This is a genomic window from Burkholderia sp. LS-044 (assembly GCF_004803625.1).
Taxonomy (GTDB): domain Bacteria; phylum Pseudomonadota; class Gammaproteobacteria; order Burkholderiales; family Burkholderiaceae; genus Burkholderia; species Burkholderia cepacia.
Window position 1 is genome coordinate 131,936 of the sequence record NZ_SSWO01000015.1, and the last position, 13,942, is coordinate 145,877.

The window sequence follows — 13,942 nt, forward strand, 5'->3', positions numbered from 1 at the left end:
GGCGATGCAGTGATGCAAGTGATGTGGGGATACAGCGTCGCGGTGTTGTGGCGATGCGGTGATGTCGTGATGCAATGTCGCGGCCGGACAGCCGCGCGCGAGAATCATGCACGCGATTGCCGCGACCGCTTTCCTGCCCGCGTACGCGGTTCAGCCGAGGCGCGACCGCAGTTGCGCGAGCGCCTGGTCGTGCGTGCGCTCGAACTTCAGCGGCGTGACGGCGACATACCCTTCGCCGAGTGCGACCGTTTCCGAATCCGGGTCGTCCTCGCGCGGCGCGCGGGCCAGCTTCAGCCAGTGATAGTCGATCTCGCGCGGATCGCGGCCCGACACGATCTCGACGCCCTGCAGCGTACCGGCCCCCTGGTTCGTCAACTTCAGGCCGCGCACGTCGTCGGCCGGCCGTGCCGGGAAATTCACGTTGAGGCACGCGTCGCTGTCCCAGCCGGCGGCGACGAGCCGGCGAATGACGTCCGGCGCGAGCGCAAGCGCGGTGCCCCACGGCACCGCATTGCGATCGGTGAAGGCCTGGCTCAGCGCGATGGCCGGCACGCCGACCAGCATGCTCGTCATCGCGGCGCCGACCGTGCCGGAGAACACCGTTTCGGTGCCGAGGTTCGCGCCGCGATTCACGCCGGACAGCACGACGTCGGGCCGCGCATCCTTCATCAGGTGGCTGATCGCGATCGCGACGCAATCACCGGGCGTGCCGCGCACCGCGAAACGGCGCTCGCCCTTGCGATGCACGCGCAGCGGTTCGTGCAGGCTCAGCGAATGCGACGTGCCGCTCTGGTCTTCCGCCGGCGCGACGATCCACACTTCGCGCGCCAGTTGCGTGGCGACCTGTTCGAGCACTTCAAGGCCGGGGGCGTCGAATCCGTCGTCGTTGGTGAGCAGGACACGATCGAACAGCGGGCGGGTTTCTTGCATCGGGACGATCCTCGCAGGTAGGCAATGAGGGGAGAAGGCATCGCGGGTACACCCGCAAGGCTAGCATCCCGTCGCGACGCCTGCGTGCCACGCAGTGCCTTGCACCGTGCGCGCATGCGAAAACGGGCGCATCGTGCGCCCGTTCTCGGGTTCGACAGACCGCCCATGCGGCGGGTCGGATCCGCGTTACCCGCGCTACCCGCGTTTATCCGAGCAGGTACCGCAGCAGGCCGGCCGACACGACGCCGACGATGACGGTCGGCAGGATCGACAGGCGTGTCGCCGCAATCAGCGTAATGGCCAGCGCGAGCAGGTCGGCCGGGCGCGTCGACACGAAGGCCGGCGCGATCACCGAGATCAGCACGCAGCCGGGCACGTTCTCCATCACCGACGCCATGCGCGGGCTCAGCGTGCGATTGCGCAGCAGCACGTAGCCGAGGATGCGCGACAGGTAAGTCGTCGATGCCATCAGCACGATCGTCGCGACCGTGCTGACATCCGGGAAATCAGGCATCGCGCGGCTCCCACAGCAGCGCGGCGATCAGCCCCGCGCAGGCGCCGGCCGCGACGTACCATGCGCCGGGCACGGCCAGGTGCGTGGCCGCCGCGACGACGAGGCTCACGAACCACGGGCGGCTCGCGCGCATTCCTTTCCACATCCCGCGCAGCAGCACCAGGAAGACGGCCGTGAACGCCATGTCGAAGCCGTACTGCTCGACGTTGCCGATCGTCGGGCCGACCGCCGCGCCGAGCGTGGTCATCGAGATCCACGTCAGGTAGAGCCCCACGCAGATGCCCGCGTAATAGGGCACGCTGATGTGGGTGGCCGAGCGCGCCCGGGCGTCGGCGAGCGACATCGCCCAGCTTTCGTCGCACATGAAGAACAGGGCGAAGAACGCGCGGCGGCGGGGCAGGCGGCGGATATACGGCTCGAATGCAGCGCCCATCAGGATGTGGCGCGAATTCACGAGGAACGACATCGCGACGATAAGCGCGATGTGCGGCGGCGACGTCCACAGATGGATCGCCGCGAATTCCGAGCCGCCGCCGAAGTTCATGCCGGTCATCATCGGCACTTCGAACAGGTTCAGCCCTTTCTGCGCGGCTTGCGCGCCCAGCACCAGCGCGAACGGCACGAAACCCAGCATGACGGGCAGCGCCGCGCGCAATCCGCGACCCATCTCGGCGACATAGGCGGGCTTGTCGCGAAGCCCTGACGACGTTGAAACGCTACTGCTCATTACTCCTCCTTCGGGGGAGGAATTGTCTGCTTTTTTGACTCGAATCGGGTTGCGTTGTGGCCATGATTTTCGGAGAATTTGGCATCGAATGAAGGATTTGGGAATTTCTTGGAATCGGATGCCAAATGAAACTTGACGCCATCGACCGCCGGATCCTGAGCGCGCTCCAGCGCGACGGCCGCATGCAGAACGTGGAGCTCGCGCACGAGGTCGGACTGTCGCCGTCGCCGTGCCTGCGGCGCGTGCGGCTCCTCGAGGAAGCCGGCGTGATCGAGAAATACGTGGCCGTGCTGAATCCCGCGAAAGTCGGCAAGGGGCTGACTATCTTCACGCGCGTGTGGCTGAAGGGGCAGGACGCGGAATCGGTGAACCGCTTCGCCGACGCCGTCCAGCAGATGCCGGAAGTGGTCGAATGCCACCTGATGGCGGGCGACTGCGATTTCCTGCTGCGCGTCGTCGCGGCCGATATCGACGACTACCGGCGCTTCCAGATGGAAACCCTCACGCGCATCCCGGGCGTGCTGAGCGTGAAGACGGACATTCCGATGCAGAAGGTCAAGCTGACGTCGGCGCTGCCGACGTAACGCGACGCGGGCGCGGCGACTCACGACGATGGGTCGACGAACGGTCACGGCTCGGTGACAATCGCCCGATAGACTGACGCATCGCGCCGCTTCGGGCATGTCGCCCGTGTTGTCGCGCGACGTTCGATGCGCAAGCAACTAACGGTCAATGTCGACGCAAATGGGCGGGCGGCGCTGCGCGCCGGGACATGCGCCGGCGCGGATGCGTTTCTTCTTGTCGGGCCATTCATGCAGCCAATCAACAATCCGTGGAATTCGCTGGAAATCGTCAAGCTCGTGCTGGGCGTGCTGACGCCGTTGTCGGTCGCGTGTCTCGGCTGGCTCGTCGCGCGCCGGCTGAAGCGCCTTGAACTGGTGCAATGGACCAACCAGCGATTGATCGAGAAGCGGCTCGCGTTGTACGACGCGGTCGCGCCGCAGCTCAATGCGCTGCTGTGCTTCTACACGTGGATCGGCTACTGGAAGGACATCTCGCCGGACGACGTGATCCGCGCGAAGCGCGAGCTCGACCGCACGTTCCACATCTACCGCTACCTGTTCGACGACGACGTGTACGACGCGTATCACACGTATATCCACGCGCTGTTCGACATGCATACGGGCCCGGGCCGCGATGCGCGGATCCGCTCGCTGATCCAGGCGCCCGACGGCGACCGCAGCGTGCACGGCTCGTACGAGTGGAAACCGGTATGGTCCGACCGTTTCGCGACCGCGAATGTCGTGCCGAAGGACGACGTGCTGCGGCACTACACGCAATTGATGGAGCGGCTGCGCGTGGCGCTGGGCGCGACGCGCTGAAGGCAGCCGCGCCCGCGCGCCGCTTCACGCCGGTATCGAAATCCGCCACCGGGCGGCGCGAATACCTGGCCTCGCGCAAGAAGCGGATGCGGCGCCCGGCCGCTGCTGACATGCTCGCGCCATATCCACTTGCGCGAGGTCAGTATGGTTGTCGACACCGGCTGCCAGCCGCTCATGATCCGCTCGCCCGGCGCGGACTGGCGGCGTTTCTTCTCCGTCGGCGCTTCCCGTCGCAATGAACGGTCGTTGCCGGCCGAACCCGAAATCGGCGACATCGTCTTCATTCGCGTGACCGTGCGGCCGTTTCTCGAAGTGGCGAACGCGACGCGTTCATGGACGAATCACGTGGGCATTGTCGTCGGCGAGCGCGACGGGGAACCGCTCGTTGCCGAGAGCACGTTCCCGCTATCGCGCGTGACGACGATGTCGCGGTTTCTCGCGCGCTCCGATCGCGGCGCGTGCGTGGTCGCGCGGCTGAAGCAGCCGCTCGATGCAGAGCAGCGGCGGCGGCTTGTCGACGCCGCAATGCGCCGGACGGGCGTGGTCTACGACACGGGCTTCGATCTCGCGTCGCGCCGGCAGTTCTGCTCGCGGTTCGTGCGCGAAGTCGTGCGCGATGCGACGCAGATCGTGCTCGGCGACGTCGAGACCTTCGACACGTTGTTGCGCCGGAATCCCGGTCATCCGCTCGGCTTCTGGAGGATCTGGTATTTCGGCCGGATTCCGTGGCAGCGTCGCACCGTGACGCCAGCGAGCTTGCTCGAGAGCGACGCGTTGCGGGTGGTGGCGGATACACGCGGGTGTGTCGAGAATTAGCCAGAACGTGGCCGTTCGGGTGGCACCTGAATCGGGCAGCGGCTACGACTACTGCCGCCCCGCCACCGCAAGCCGTGCCGCCAATCCGACGAATACCGACCCAAGCAGATACTGAGGCAGCTTCGACGGCCGGCGGCGCGCGCCGATCCGCTGGCTCAGCCGGCTCGCGGAAAGAATGACCGCGCCGTTCACGGCGAGTCCGATCAGGTTCAGCACCGTCGCGAGCACGAGAATCTGCACGGCGATCGAACCGTGCTCGGGGTGCACGAACTGCGGAAACAGCGCGAGCACGAACAGCGCCATCTTCGGGTTCAGCAGGTTCGTCGTCAGGCCCTGGCGGAAGATCGTCGCGGTCGAGTGGCGGCGTGGCGACGCGACGGGCGACAGCGCGGTCGCATCCGAACGGAACGTCTTCCATGCGAGATACAGCAAATACGCGGCGCCTGCGAAGCGCACGGCGTCATACGCGATCGGCACTGCGACGAAGAGCTGCGACAAGCCCAGCGCGGCCGCGAGTGCGTGGCAGTAGGTTCCGGCCTGGATGCCCGCGAGCGTGGCGAAGCCGGCGCGCCGCCCCTGGCTTACGCTGCGGGACGCGATCAACAGCATGTCGGGGCCCGGCGTGGCGGTCAGCGCGAGGCATGCGCCGGAGAACAGCGCGAGCGTGGAGAAGTCGATCATCGGCATCCCTTTTATGTGGGCGACGCAAAAAGGAATGCCAGTTTAGGAGTGCCGCCGCAGGTGGTCAACCTTGCACGCGCCGTGATTCGATGCACGGCCCACTGGCCCCCTCTTTCGATAAATCGGAAGCGGTTTTCGTCATCGGCACAATTCATGCGTGCCGCGCCGGCATTCGACAGTTTAGTCACGAATTTTCGTATGTGATCTAAATACATGCGAAATGTCTGTCTGTAGCATTCGGCGCTTGAGTGAAAGATGGCGAGTGCCTTGCCGGCAAGGTCCGAATGTGTTCCATGCGAGCAGATCCTATGCAAGTCGTCGGCCGTCGTCGCGTCGAAATCGGTAACGTGGAGGCGACGCGGTCACCCGGCGCCTGTATATATGTCGTGCCGCGTGGAGCAAGCGTGGCGCCGCAGGCCCGTCGCGCATTGTGCGTCGCCCTGATCTGCGGCGGTGCCGTAGGCCTGTTCGGCGGCGCACATGCGCAAGTCCCGGACGCGGGTCGCGCGATGCGCGACATCGAGGCGTCGCGTCCGGATCTGCCAGCGGAAACCAAGCCCGAGCTGACGGTGCCGCCGTCGCAAGAGGCCGCCGAGAGCGCGCCGGAGTCGGGGCCTCGTGTGTTCGTTCGCGCGTTCGTGCTCGACGGCAATACCGTGTTCGCCAGCGACAAACTGCTGCCGCTCGTCGCCGATCTGGCCGGTGGCACGTTGAGTTTCGCCGAACTGCAGCGCGCCGCGGGGCGCATCACCGTGTACTATCGCCGCCATGGCTACGTGCTTGCACGTGCATACCTGCCTCGCCAGGACATCGACGACGGCGTCGTGCGTATCGAGATCGCCGAAGGGCGCTACGGCGCAGTCACGATCCAGAACCATTCTCGCGTGTTCGACGTCGCGGTGCGCCAGCCGCTCTCGGCGCTGCGTCCGGGCGATGTCGTACGCGGGCCCGATCTCGAGCGCCGCCTGTTGCTGCTCGACGACCTTGCCGGCGTCAGTGCGCGCGGCACGTTGCGTCCGGGCGAAATGCCCGGCACCACCGATCTCGTCGTCGACGCCGACAAAGGGCCGCTCGCGTCCGGATCGCTCGAATTCGACAACTTCGGCGACGTAGCGCTCGAGCGCTACCGTCTCGGCGCCAGTGTCGACGTCAATTCACCGCTGCGGCTCGGCGATTGCCTGAGCGTGCGCGGGCTCCTCAGCAACAGGTTGCAGCGCTACTACCGTGCCGCCTACCAGGTACCGGTCGGGCCCGCGTCGACGCGGGAAAATAATCCGGGATATTGATCGTCGGTTCCCGGATGACGGCCACCGTGCCGTGCATCGCTGCTGCACATCCCGATACATGCACGCTGCGCAGAGGCAGATGCGCTTCAGCGTGCCCGTGCTGAAACCAGGTTGATGCCACGCTGATTCACGCTGAGCGAGCCGCGCGCGCTTTTGCCGTCGATGGCGACTACTTTATCGGTCCGTACCTGACAGAGCCCTCGCATCCAGCGAACGAAACAGGCTTCGAACTCTGGCGGATCGAGCGCCGCGAATACCCGACCGAACGTATCGCGCGATGGAATCCCGCGCTCCAGCGGTACGCACCGGCGTATCCAGTCGAGCTTCGATTCGCCGCCGATCCGGATCGCGCCCCGGCCATCCGATACCGACAGCGTCCGGCTTCAGCTACGTGTCTACCGTCGTATTCCGCGCGTGTGGAGCGGGCATACGAACGCCGGCGCGGCGTCGGTCCTTTAAAGCAGACGTCGCAGTTCGGGCACGGAAGTGATTGGCGCAAGGCTTGCGCAGTTGGCCATGTGAGCGACCGAAGCAAGGGTTTTGCGGGTGACTTCGGCCTCGAATTGTCAGATCCGTCTAACAATCAACGATCTAAAAAGATGAATTTTGTATTTTCGTACAAGTACGAACAGAATTGACCGGTTGATTAAAATTCGTCCTATATCACGCCCCGCACGAGTCATAGAAAATAGCGTCAGTGGAATTGATCTTCCACACATCGAATTTCGATTAATTAATCGAAATTCGATTTCTGAAACGAAATTCTTAAATAGAGATCATTCGATGAAACTCAGCAAACTCGTTCTGGCATTGGGCGTAACTGGCGCACTGTTCGGCATGGCGCATACGGCACAAGCCGATTCGGTGTCGAAGAAGATCACGCTGACTGCGCAGATTAACGACGGCATCTTCGTGTCGAAGCCGGACGGCTCGACCTGGTACGGCACGGAAGAACTCCAAGCCAACGACTACACGCAGTCGAAGTTCTCGAAGACGCTGCCGGTTCGCGTGTGGACGAAGAGCGCCGATTTCAACATCTCGCTGGCGCAGCCGCTGAAGATGTCGAGCGGTAAATACGAAATGCGGAATGCGAAGGTCCAACTGAGCAGCGCGGCGGGCGACGCCGAAGTCAAGTTCGGTTCGCCGCAGAAGATCACGCAAACTGTCGCGGGCAATGGCGGCTTCGACGAAACCCATGACCTGAAGATCAACGTCGATGCGCCGGTGGCGGACGGCTCGAAGACCAACGGCAGCTACAGCGGCGATCTCGTGATGGTGTTCGAGCCGGTCGCGACAGCGGCTCCGTAAGCCAGGTAAGCGGGCTGATGAGAAGCCCCGTCAGGGGCTTCTTTTTTACACCGCTTCAAGAGTAAATCGCGTGTCCATCCTTCCAAACCCGCCATAAGAGATAACGTGTTCGCCGATCAAGTTCCCTTCCGATTCAACAAGCTGTGGCTGGGTGCGTTTCTTTTTGTTTCGTCGCATTCATTCGCACAGCTTAAGGTCTCGTACGGAGTGCCTGAAGGGTTCAGTGCGGCCGAGATGGACGACAGCGCGAATTATGTAGCGACGTTTAAAGGGCGGACGCTACCGGGGTTCATCGGCTTTTCGCCGGAGGATGGCGCCCTCACGTTCGATGCGGGCAAGTATGAGGAAAACGGCGTTTCCGCGGAGGATGTCCGCACCTTAACGAACGTCGTTTCGAAACTGGATTACAAGCGTTGCAGCAAGGGCTGCGACGTCGAGGTCGACGGTTACTACGTCACCGTCGACAAGATGAAGCGGTCGATTTCGATTCGCGACAAGCGCGAAGATTATGTCGCGCCGCAGACGAGCCTTGGCATCGTCAACAATCAGTCACTGGACTTGCGCGCCGCGTCGGATGGCTACCGGGCCGTGAACTTCAACGGCAACACCTGGGTCGGCCTGCCGTCGCAGAGCTTCGGCTACGTGAGCTGGTTCGCGAACCAGACGTCGTCGCGCTACGGCAGCGGCGGCACGCGCGGCGTATCGTCGTATTACCTGCAGAAGAACTTTGCCGGCACGTATGTGCGGGCAGGCAAGCAGAACAACATCGACTATGCGTCGGGGTCGGTCAGTACGCTGCTTTCGCCGAGCTTCGACCAGTTCGTGACGGTCGGCAGCCAGACACACCTGCAGGTCAACAACAATGCCGGGTCGCTGATTCTCTATGCGACCGCGGAAGGGAATTACGAGTTTTACCGCGGCGGCCGCCTGATCATGAAGCGGCCGGCCGCGATCGGCCGCAACGAGATCAGCTTCGCCGATCTTCCGGGCGGCTACTACTCGGTGGAAGTGCGTCTCGTCGACCGCAACGGCAACGTGGTTGCCCGCGAAACCCGCGAAATCAACAACCTCAACTTCGGCGCGGTGGGCGGCGGCAATTCGTGGCATGTGACGGCCGGCAAGGACATGGACGAAGGCGGGTTTCTGGTCGAGGCCGGCCTGAGTCGAAACCTGAAGCAGTTCTATGTGAACGCGTCGATGTTGGCGGGGCGCGACGGGAAATGGGCCGCGGAAGTGAACGTGACGCGCCCGACGCAAATCGCCGGCATCGACGTCGCACCCACGCTCGGCGTGCTGAGCGGGGAGCGGGGCGTCGGCGGTTACGCGAACATTTCGCTGGCGAGCGAAGCGCTCGGCAGCCTGATGGTGAGCCGTTACCAGAACACCGACGTGTCGCGCTTCTACCGGGGGCAGCCGAGCACGGCCGTGTCTTACAGCCGCACCATCCGCAAGGCAACCGTCGGCTACAACTACCAGCAGTCGAATTCCGGTGCGGCCCATCAGGCGGAGGTGCGCTGGAACTATCGCCCGAACGGCCTGTGGGGCACCTTCGCACTGGGTGTGCAGAAGGGCGGCTTCCAGCGCGGCAACGGCGGTTATGGCGTGTACTTCAACATGACCATGATGCTGGACAAGGTGCAGGCGAGCTTCAGCGCCGCGCATTCCGGCGGGCAGACGCAGTTGAGCGGCGACGTCCGCAAGGATTTCCAGGACAGCTACGGCACGTCGTCGATCGGGTTGAACGCGAACCGCATCGGCAACGACTACGGCGTCAATGTATACGGCAGCCGTTCCGGCACGCGCGGCGATGCGTCGCTGAACCTCGGCCACAGTAGCGCGGGCAGCAACGTCGACTTCAACTACCGCGGCATGGTGGCGGCGAACAAGGACGGCGTCGCGTTCGGGCGCTACAGCCCGAGCGGCAGCGCGATGCTGCTGAAGACGCCGAAGCTCGACGGCGTGAAGTACGGCTTCAACGTCGAGGGTGCGCCGGTTGCGGGCAACAGCACCTATGCGGTGCCGCTGAACGCATACAACGATGTCGCGTTCGCGCGTGTCATGAGCAGCAGCCAGGATCTCGACATGAACATCGAGGTGCCGGCGAACATCGTCCGCGCGCATCCGGGGCAGGTGTATTCGGCGAAGGCGCGGGTCGACATCAACATGATCTACAGCGGCTTCCTGACGGACGCCGACGGCAAGCCCATCGACGGGAAAGTGATGGAAACCGGCGATACGGTCCATCGGAACGGACTGTTCTCGATCGTCAGCAAGAAGATGCTGAGCGTGGTCACCGTGCAGCGCGACGATCGCCGCTATAGCTGCGACCTGAATAACGCGAAGGGCAGCAATTACAGCTGCAAGCTCACGACCGATACGAATGCAGGAGAGGAAACGAAATGAGGATGAATTTGCGAACCATGCTTCCCGCGCTGTGCGGGCTGTTGCTGGCGACTGTCCAACCGGCTCATGCCGAAGGTGAGCTGATGGTGATGCCCGCGACGACGAAGGTGTTCAACGCCCACGAGCAGAAGGTGACGGTGAAGAACATGGGCGATGCGCCGCTCTATCTGAACGTGTCGGTGCAGAAGGTCACGAACCCGGGCATGACGCCGGAAAACAAGGTCGCGCTGGGCGATCTCGAGCACCCCGGCTTGCTGGCCAGCCCGGACAGGTTGACGCTCGGCCCGGGCCAGACGCGCGCAATCGTCCTGAAATCGCTCGCGGAGCCGGCGCAGGAGGCGCTGTACCGGTTGTACATCGTGCCGGTACGGTCGCTCAAGGTCGATGACGCGCCGCAAGACAAGATTACGGCGCCGATGTCGGTCGCGATCGGTTACGGCGTGCTCGTGCGGCATATGCCGCCGCCGGGCAAGCAGCAGGCGGGCTGGACGCATCGCTGCGAGCGCGGCGGGGTGACGCTGGAGAACACTGGCAATATTCGCCAGATTTTCAACGATGTGGCGATCAACAAGGCAGCTTCTTCGCAGACCATCGCGGTGTTCCCCGGTACGCCGCAGCATTTCGAGACCAAGCGCATGTCGTTACGCGTCGACGAAAAGCCGGTGACGCTGGAATGCCCGTGATGACGCGCATGCGGCATCGGGCGCTGGCCATGCTCGCAGCGCTGTGTTGCACCAGCAGCATGGCTGCGGGTGTTCTGAAGTTGTCGCGCACGGAGCTGACATTGGCGCCGGACACGCCGGTGCCCGAGCTATGGGCGGAAAACGTTGGGGACACGCCGTTGTATCTCGATGTGACGCAACAACTGGTGATGAACCCGGGGGAAAGCCCGGAGCGTCTTGTTCTTGTTACCGAAGTGCCACGGCCGACGTTGCTGGTATTTCCCGACCGCTTGGCGCTTGCGCCCGGGCAGAAATATCGCGTGGCGTTAAAAGAACTTGGTATGCCCGAGCATGCGCAGGCATGGCGTCTGACGTTCCGTCCGAGAGAGCGGGTTGTCGTGGACTCGGTCGACGGGTCAGGGATAGAGGCGCCGCTCGTCGTGAGTGTCGGGTACGGCGTCGTTATTTATCAAATGCCTCGTCGGATGCACGAATGAACTGATAGTTGGCGTTGATATTTTCACGCGACTCAATGAACGTGGATGCGCCCGCATGTCGTCCCGGAAATGCAGGTTATGGATATCGAAAAATCGGTACAAAGGATCGTTTGTCGAGGTGGAGCAAGGGTCGGCGGAACTTGGGAGATAAAATGATGCTAAAGAGGTCGCATTTCGGAATTCGAAGCTGGATTGTTATTTTTTTATTGATGGGGTGGTGTTTTTATTCTGGCTCGGTACGAGCAGCAATCATTCTTGAAACTGGTTCGGTCATTAATGGCTATCGGGCTTGTGCCTGGAGGGATAACGGGAATGGAACTAGTACGCTAAGTATGGTTGTTGATTTCAAGAAGGGATTTAATAGTAATAATGGTTTCGGGGAATTCTTGTCGCGTGGATTTTTGGTGTACACGTATGACAAGGGTGGCAAGATGAAGCCGAGTGGAGCGACTGCAACCAATATACGGTTGAATGGCGTTTTGAATTTGGGTAGATACATCGGGAATGATTATGTTATGTATTATGGTAATTATCCTGACGCTGAGGTCCCGCGAGATCAGTGGATAATTAAATCACCGTTTTCCGCCAATGTCGAAGTTTTAATCGATAACAGCCGCATTGCTGACTGGCCTGCCGTCTCCGTGCGGGCCGGTAATTTTACTATCAGCAATGATATTGGAGAGATAACGGGCGCAGCCTATTTCAGCCGTTACGACGGCGGTACCAATTGCAAGGTGATTGACCCAGAGGTGCCACCGCCACCGGCCATAGGTATTAGCGTGACGGCGCCGGACTGGAATCTGGGCGAGTTGCCGGAGGGAACTGCCGATAAGGTTTTGTCCGGCAGTTCGAATCAGATTTGCTTTACATATCAAGGTGCTGCCGTGAGTGGCAAGCAATTCATTATCAATGCAGGCAACGCCAACGGCATCGCCGGCAACCAATACAGCCTCAAGAACCTGAACGATGCGACTCAACTCGTGCCCTACAGCGTGAAGCTGGACAGCGGTTCGTCGACGGTGTCGCTGCCGAATGCAAGCAAAGTGGCGCTAACACTCAATAGTGCAGGTAAAACCTGCTTCGTCCCGACGTTCAGGACGACGGTGGGCGCGGCCGTGAAAGCGGGGGATTACAGCGATGTGCTGACGTTCACCGTCGTCACCAAATCATAGGAGACCGCCTGATGTCGACACTCCGTAACGGGCTGATCGCGCTGTTGTTCGTACCGGCCGTCGCGTTTTCGCAAACCGTGAACCTCACGGGAAAGACTTCGAGCAGGATCACCGCACACGTGACCAAGCGGGATGTGCTGACCGTGACCGACGACAAGGGTGGATGGTTCGACAAGGGGCTGGAAATGCAGCAGCTCGGCGGCTGGACGACGCCGTATGAGGTGCAGGCGCGATTGAAAGTCGTATCGACGAGCGGTGTGTTCCAGGTTCGCATGGACGACCCATTGACGATTCGCAACCAGTCCAACGCCGCGCAGGTGTTCCGGTCGCCGAAGGTGCTCCTCGGCAACGAAGGCGCGGAACCGAAGGCACTGTCGGTCGGCCAGAGCGTGCAGTTCCAGAACCCGGAGCCGCCCGTGGCCGGTACGGATTCGGCGGGCTACTATGCTCTCGCGATTTCGGCCTATCCGCCGGAAGGCGATTTCAAAAGCACGGTAGGCACCTACTCCGGTGTGTTGTCGATGACGTTTGAGCCGGTCATCAAGGCGCCCTGACGAAGCATTGTCACTCCAGGCGTCACCCACATCTTCCATTGATTGACGGATACATGTACATGAAGCAGCTATCTTCCGTATTCTTCGGCGTTTGCGCGGCGGCCTGCCTGTCCATGTCGATGCCGTCGCTTGCCGCGATCGACTTGATGCCGAAAGAAGTGAAAGTCGACGCGAAGGCGATGACCTTGCAAGTGGTCAACAACAGCGATCGGCCCGAATACGTGAGTATTTCGCTGTCGCGTCTGCTCAACCCGGGCGTGCCGCTGGAGGATGAGCGGCTCGAGCCGGTCGGCGAATCGACGAATCCGTCCATCTATGCGTTTCCGTTTCGCATGTCGCTTTCGCCTGGCCAAACGAAGACGATCACGCTCAAGCCATTGCGCGCGGTCGAGACGGAGACTGTTTACCGGCTCGACGTCAAGCCGATCGTCAAGGTGCTGGGAACCGAGAAAAAGGCGGCGACTGCCAATATCGTCGTCAATCTCGGATTCAGCGGGTTGGTTCGCCAGTTGCCCGAGAAGGAGCGCCAGACGCTTTCCGTCACGTGCGAGGCTGGTGGCGCGCTCGTGACTGCGACGGGAAACGTGCGCTATCCCGTAACGGGTGCCGAGGCGGACGGTCATAAGCTCGACGATTTCAATGTCTATCCGGGTGTGCCGTTACCTGTGCATGGGCGGGTCGTGAAGATTCCGGGGCATCCGGCGTGTGACGGCAACGCGGGATAATCCGACATTTCGATGCGGAACGGGCATACCGCTCCGTTCGCGTATTGTTGTCCGTATGCCCGGCATGGCATGGCGTATCCCTTAGCGCTGATGCGCGAGCCGACCGACAGTCCCGGAATCGTTGACGAGCGCGGTATGGAGTTCCGGTTTCCTGACGGTTCAGAAACTCGGCGATACCTCCACGAGTTTCCCCTTTCCCTTGTGGCAGCCGCCGAATCCGGCGACGTTGCCCGCTTGTGCTCTCGCACCGGCGTGACGCTGACTGGCGAGAAGACTCCCGGTTCT

15 protein-coding genes are annotated in these 13,942 nt (G+C 62.2%); 11 read left to right on the top strand and 4 right to left on the bottom strand.

What is annotated here, in order from left to right; all coding sequences use genetic code 11:
* Positions 1-150: 150 nt before the first annotated feature.
* From surE to E9536_RS31040, 3 genes are all read right to left on the bottom strand, one after another.
* Positions 151-930: a 5'/3'-nucleotidase SurE gene (surE, locus tag E9536_RS31030; RefSeq protein WP_059696144.1), complete on the bottom strand. Its 780-nt coding sequence runs from the start codon at positions 928-930 to the stop codon at positions 151-153.
* A gap of 205 nt (positions 931-1,135) precedes the next feature.
* Positions 1,136-1,444, bottom strand: a complete 309-nt coding sequence (locus E9536_RS31035) for an AzlD family protein (protein WP_059523777.1) — start codon at positions 1,442-1,444, stop codon at positions 1,136-1,138.
* Positions 1,437-2,171 (bottom strand): AzlC family ABC transporter permease, encoded by a 735-nt coding sequence (locus E9536_RS31040; protein WP_136471952.1) that lies wholly within the window; start codon positions 2,169-2,171, stop codon positions 1,437-1,439. Before E9536_RS31040 ends, E9536_RS31035 begins: the two co-directional genes overlap by 8 nt.
* A 125-nt stretch (positions 2,172-2,296) precedes the next feature.
* On the opposite strand from E9536_RS31040, the gene E9536_RS31045 reads away from it, so the two are divergent.
* The 3 genes from E9536_RS31045 (at position 2,297) to E9536_RS31055 (ending at position 4,369) form a co-directional block, all read left to right on the top strand.
* Positions 2,297-2,755: an Lrp/AsnC family transcriptional regulator gene (locus E9536_RS31045; RefSeq protein WP_006749370.1), complete on the top strand. Its 459-nt coding sequence runs from the start codon at positions 2,297-2,299 to the stop codon at positions 2,753-2,755.
* Between the two features lie 228 nt (positions 2,756-2,983).
* Positions 2,984-3,553 carry a hypothetical protein gene (locus E9536_RS31050; protein ID WP_091925020.1) on the top strand — a complete coding sequence of 190 codons (570 nt, stop codon included), beginning with the start codon at positions 2,984-2,986 and terminating at the stop codon, positions 3,551-3,553.
* A 144-nt stretch (positions 3,554-3,697) separates the two neighbouring features.
* Complete coding sequence (locus tag E9536_RS31055) at positions 3,698-4,369, top strand: YebB family permuted papain-like enzyme (RefSeq protein ID WP_091925017.1); 672 nt, start codon at positions 3,698-3,700, stop codon at positions 4,367-4,369.
* 48 nt (positions 4,370-4,417) lie between these two features.
* On the opposite strand, the gene E9536_RS31060 is transcribed toward E9536_RS31055, so the two are convergent.
* Positions 4,418-5,050 (bottom strand): LysE family translocator, encoded by a 633-nt coding sequence (locus tag E9536_RS31060; protein ID WP_136471954.1) that lies wholly within the window; start codon positions 5,048-5,050, stop codon positions 4,418-4,420.
* A gap of 308 nt (positions 5,051-5,358) precedes the next feature.
* On the opposite strand from E9536_RS31060, the gene E9536_RS31065 reads away from it, so the two are divergent.
* The 8 genes from E9536_RS31065 (at position 5,359) to E9536_RS31105 (ending at position 13,657) form a co-directional block, all read left to right on the top strand.
* A complete protein-coding gene (locus E9536_RS31065; RefSeq protein WP_311767168.1) occupies positions 5,359-6,336 on the top strand; it encodes a POTRA domain-containing protein in 978 nt (325 codons plus the stop codon).
* 783 nt (positions 6,337-7,119) lie between these two features.
* Positions 7,120-7,644, top strand: a complete 525-nt coding sequence (locus E9536_RS31075; RefSeq protein ID WP_124533790.1) for a CS1 type fimbrial major subunit — start codon at positions 7,120-7,122, stop codon at positions 7,642-7,644.
* Positions 7,645-7,878: 234 nt separating this feature from the next.
* A complete protein-coding gene (locus E9536_RS31080; protein WP_060086068.1) occupies positions 7,879-10,047 on the top strand; it encodes a TcfC E-set like domain-containing protein in 2,169 nt (722 codons plus the stop codon).
* Positions 10,044-10,730: a pilus assembly protein gene (locus E9536_RS31085; RefSeq protein WP_155637470.1), complete on the top strand. Its 687-nt coding sequence runs from the start codon at positions 10,044-10,046 to the stop codon at positions 10,728-10,730. Before E9536_RS31080 ends, E9536_RS31085 begins: the two co-directional genes overlap by 4 nt.
* The gene (locus tag E9536_RS31090; RefSeq protein ID WP_124533792.1) at positions 10,721-11,206 is read left to right on the top strand and encodes a hypothetical protein; all 486 of its coding nucleotides are present in this window, start codon (positions 10,721-10,723) and stop codon (positions 11,204-11,206) included. Before E9536_RS31085 ends, E9536_RS31090 begins: the two co-directional genes overlap by 10 nt.
* Before the next feature lie 35 nt (positions 11,207-11,241).
* On the top strand, positions 11,242-12,378 hold the full coding sequence (locus tag E9536_RS31095; RefSeq protein ID WP_136471956.1) for a hypothetical protein: 1,137 nt from the start codon (positions 11,242-11,244) through the stop codon (positions 12,376-12,378).
* Positions 12,379-12,497: 119 nt separating this feature from the next.
* On the top strand, positions 12,498-12,932 hold the full coding sequence (locus E9536_RS31100) for a hypothetical protein (RefSeq protein WP_226190594.1): 435 nt from the start codon (positions 12,498-12,500) through the stop codon (positions 12,930-12,932).
* A 59-nt stretch (positions 12,933-12,991) separates the two neighbouring features.
* Positions 12,992-13,657: a hypothetical protein gene (locus tag E9536_RS31105; RefSeq protein WP_168799599.1), complete on the top strand. Its 666-nt coding sequence runs from the start codon at positions 12,992-12,994 to the stop codon at positions 13,655-13,657.
* Positions 13,658-13,942 lie beyond the last annotated feature (285 nt).

Bases quoted from the DNA above. Each gene is read 5' to 3' on its own strand.
- surE (WP_059696144.1), bottom strand. From the start codon at position 930: ATGCAAGAAACCCGCCCGCTGTTCGATCGTGTCCTGCTCACCAACGAC.
- E9536_RS31035 (WP_059523777.1), bottom strand. From the start codon at position 1,444: ATGCCTGATTTCCCGGATGTCAGCACGGTCGCGACGATCGTGCTGATG.
- E9536_RS31040 (WP_136471952.1), bottom strand. From the start codon at position 2,171: ATGAGCAGTAGCGTTTCAACGTCGTCAGGGCTTCGCGACAAGCCCGCC.
- E9536_RS31045 (WP_006749370.1), top strand. From the start codon at position 2,297: ATGAAACTTGACGCCATCGACCGCCGGATCCTGAGCGCGCTCCAGCGC.
- E9536_RS31050 (WP_091925020.1), top strand. From the start codon at position 2,984: ATGCAGCCAATCAACAATCCGTGGAATTCGCTGGAAATCGTCAAGCTC.
- E9536_RS31055 (WP_091925017.1), top strand. From the start codon at position 3,698: ATGGTTGTCGACACCGGCTGCCAGCCGCTCATGATCCGCTCGCCCGGC.
- E9536_RS31060 (WP_136471954.1), bottom strand. From the start codon at position 5,050: ATGATCGACTTCTCCACGCTCGCGCTGTTCTCCGGCGCATGCCTCGCG.
- E9536_RS31065 (WP_311767168.1), top strand. From the start codon at position 5,359: ATGCAAGTCGTCGGCCGTCGTCGCGTCGAAATCGGTAACGTGGAGGCG.
- E9536_RS31075 (WP_124533790.1), top strand. From the start codon at position 7,120: ATGAAACTCAGCAAACTCGTTCTGGCATTGGGCGTAACTGGCGCACTG.
- E9536_RS31080 (WP_060086068.1), top strand. From the start codon at position 7,879: ATGGACGACAGCGCGAATTATGTAGCGACGTTTAAAGGGCGGACGCTA.
- E9536_RS31085 (WP_155637470.1), top strand. From the start codon at position 10,044: ATGAGGATGAATTTGCGAACCATGCTTCCCGCGCTGTGCGGGCTGTTG.
- E9536_RS31090 (WP_124533792.1), top strand. From the start codon at position 10,721: ATGCCCGTGATGACGCGCATGCGGCATCGGGCGCTGGCCATGCTCGCA.
- E9536_RS31095 (WP_136471956.1), top strand. From the start codon at position 11,242: ATGAACGTGGATGCGCCCGCATGTCGTCCCGGAAATGCAGGTTATGGA.
- E9536_RS31105 (WP_168799599.1), top strand. From the start codon at position 12,992: ATGAAGCAGCTATCTTCCGTATTCTTCGGCGTTTGCGCGGCGGCCTGC.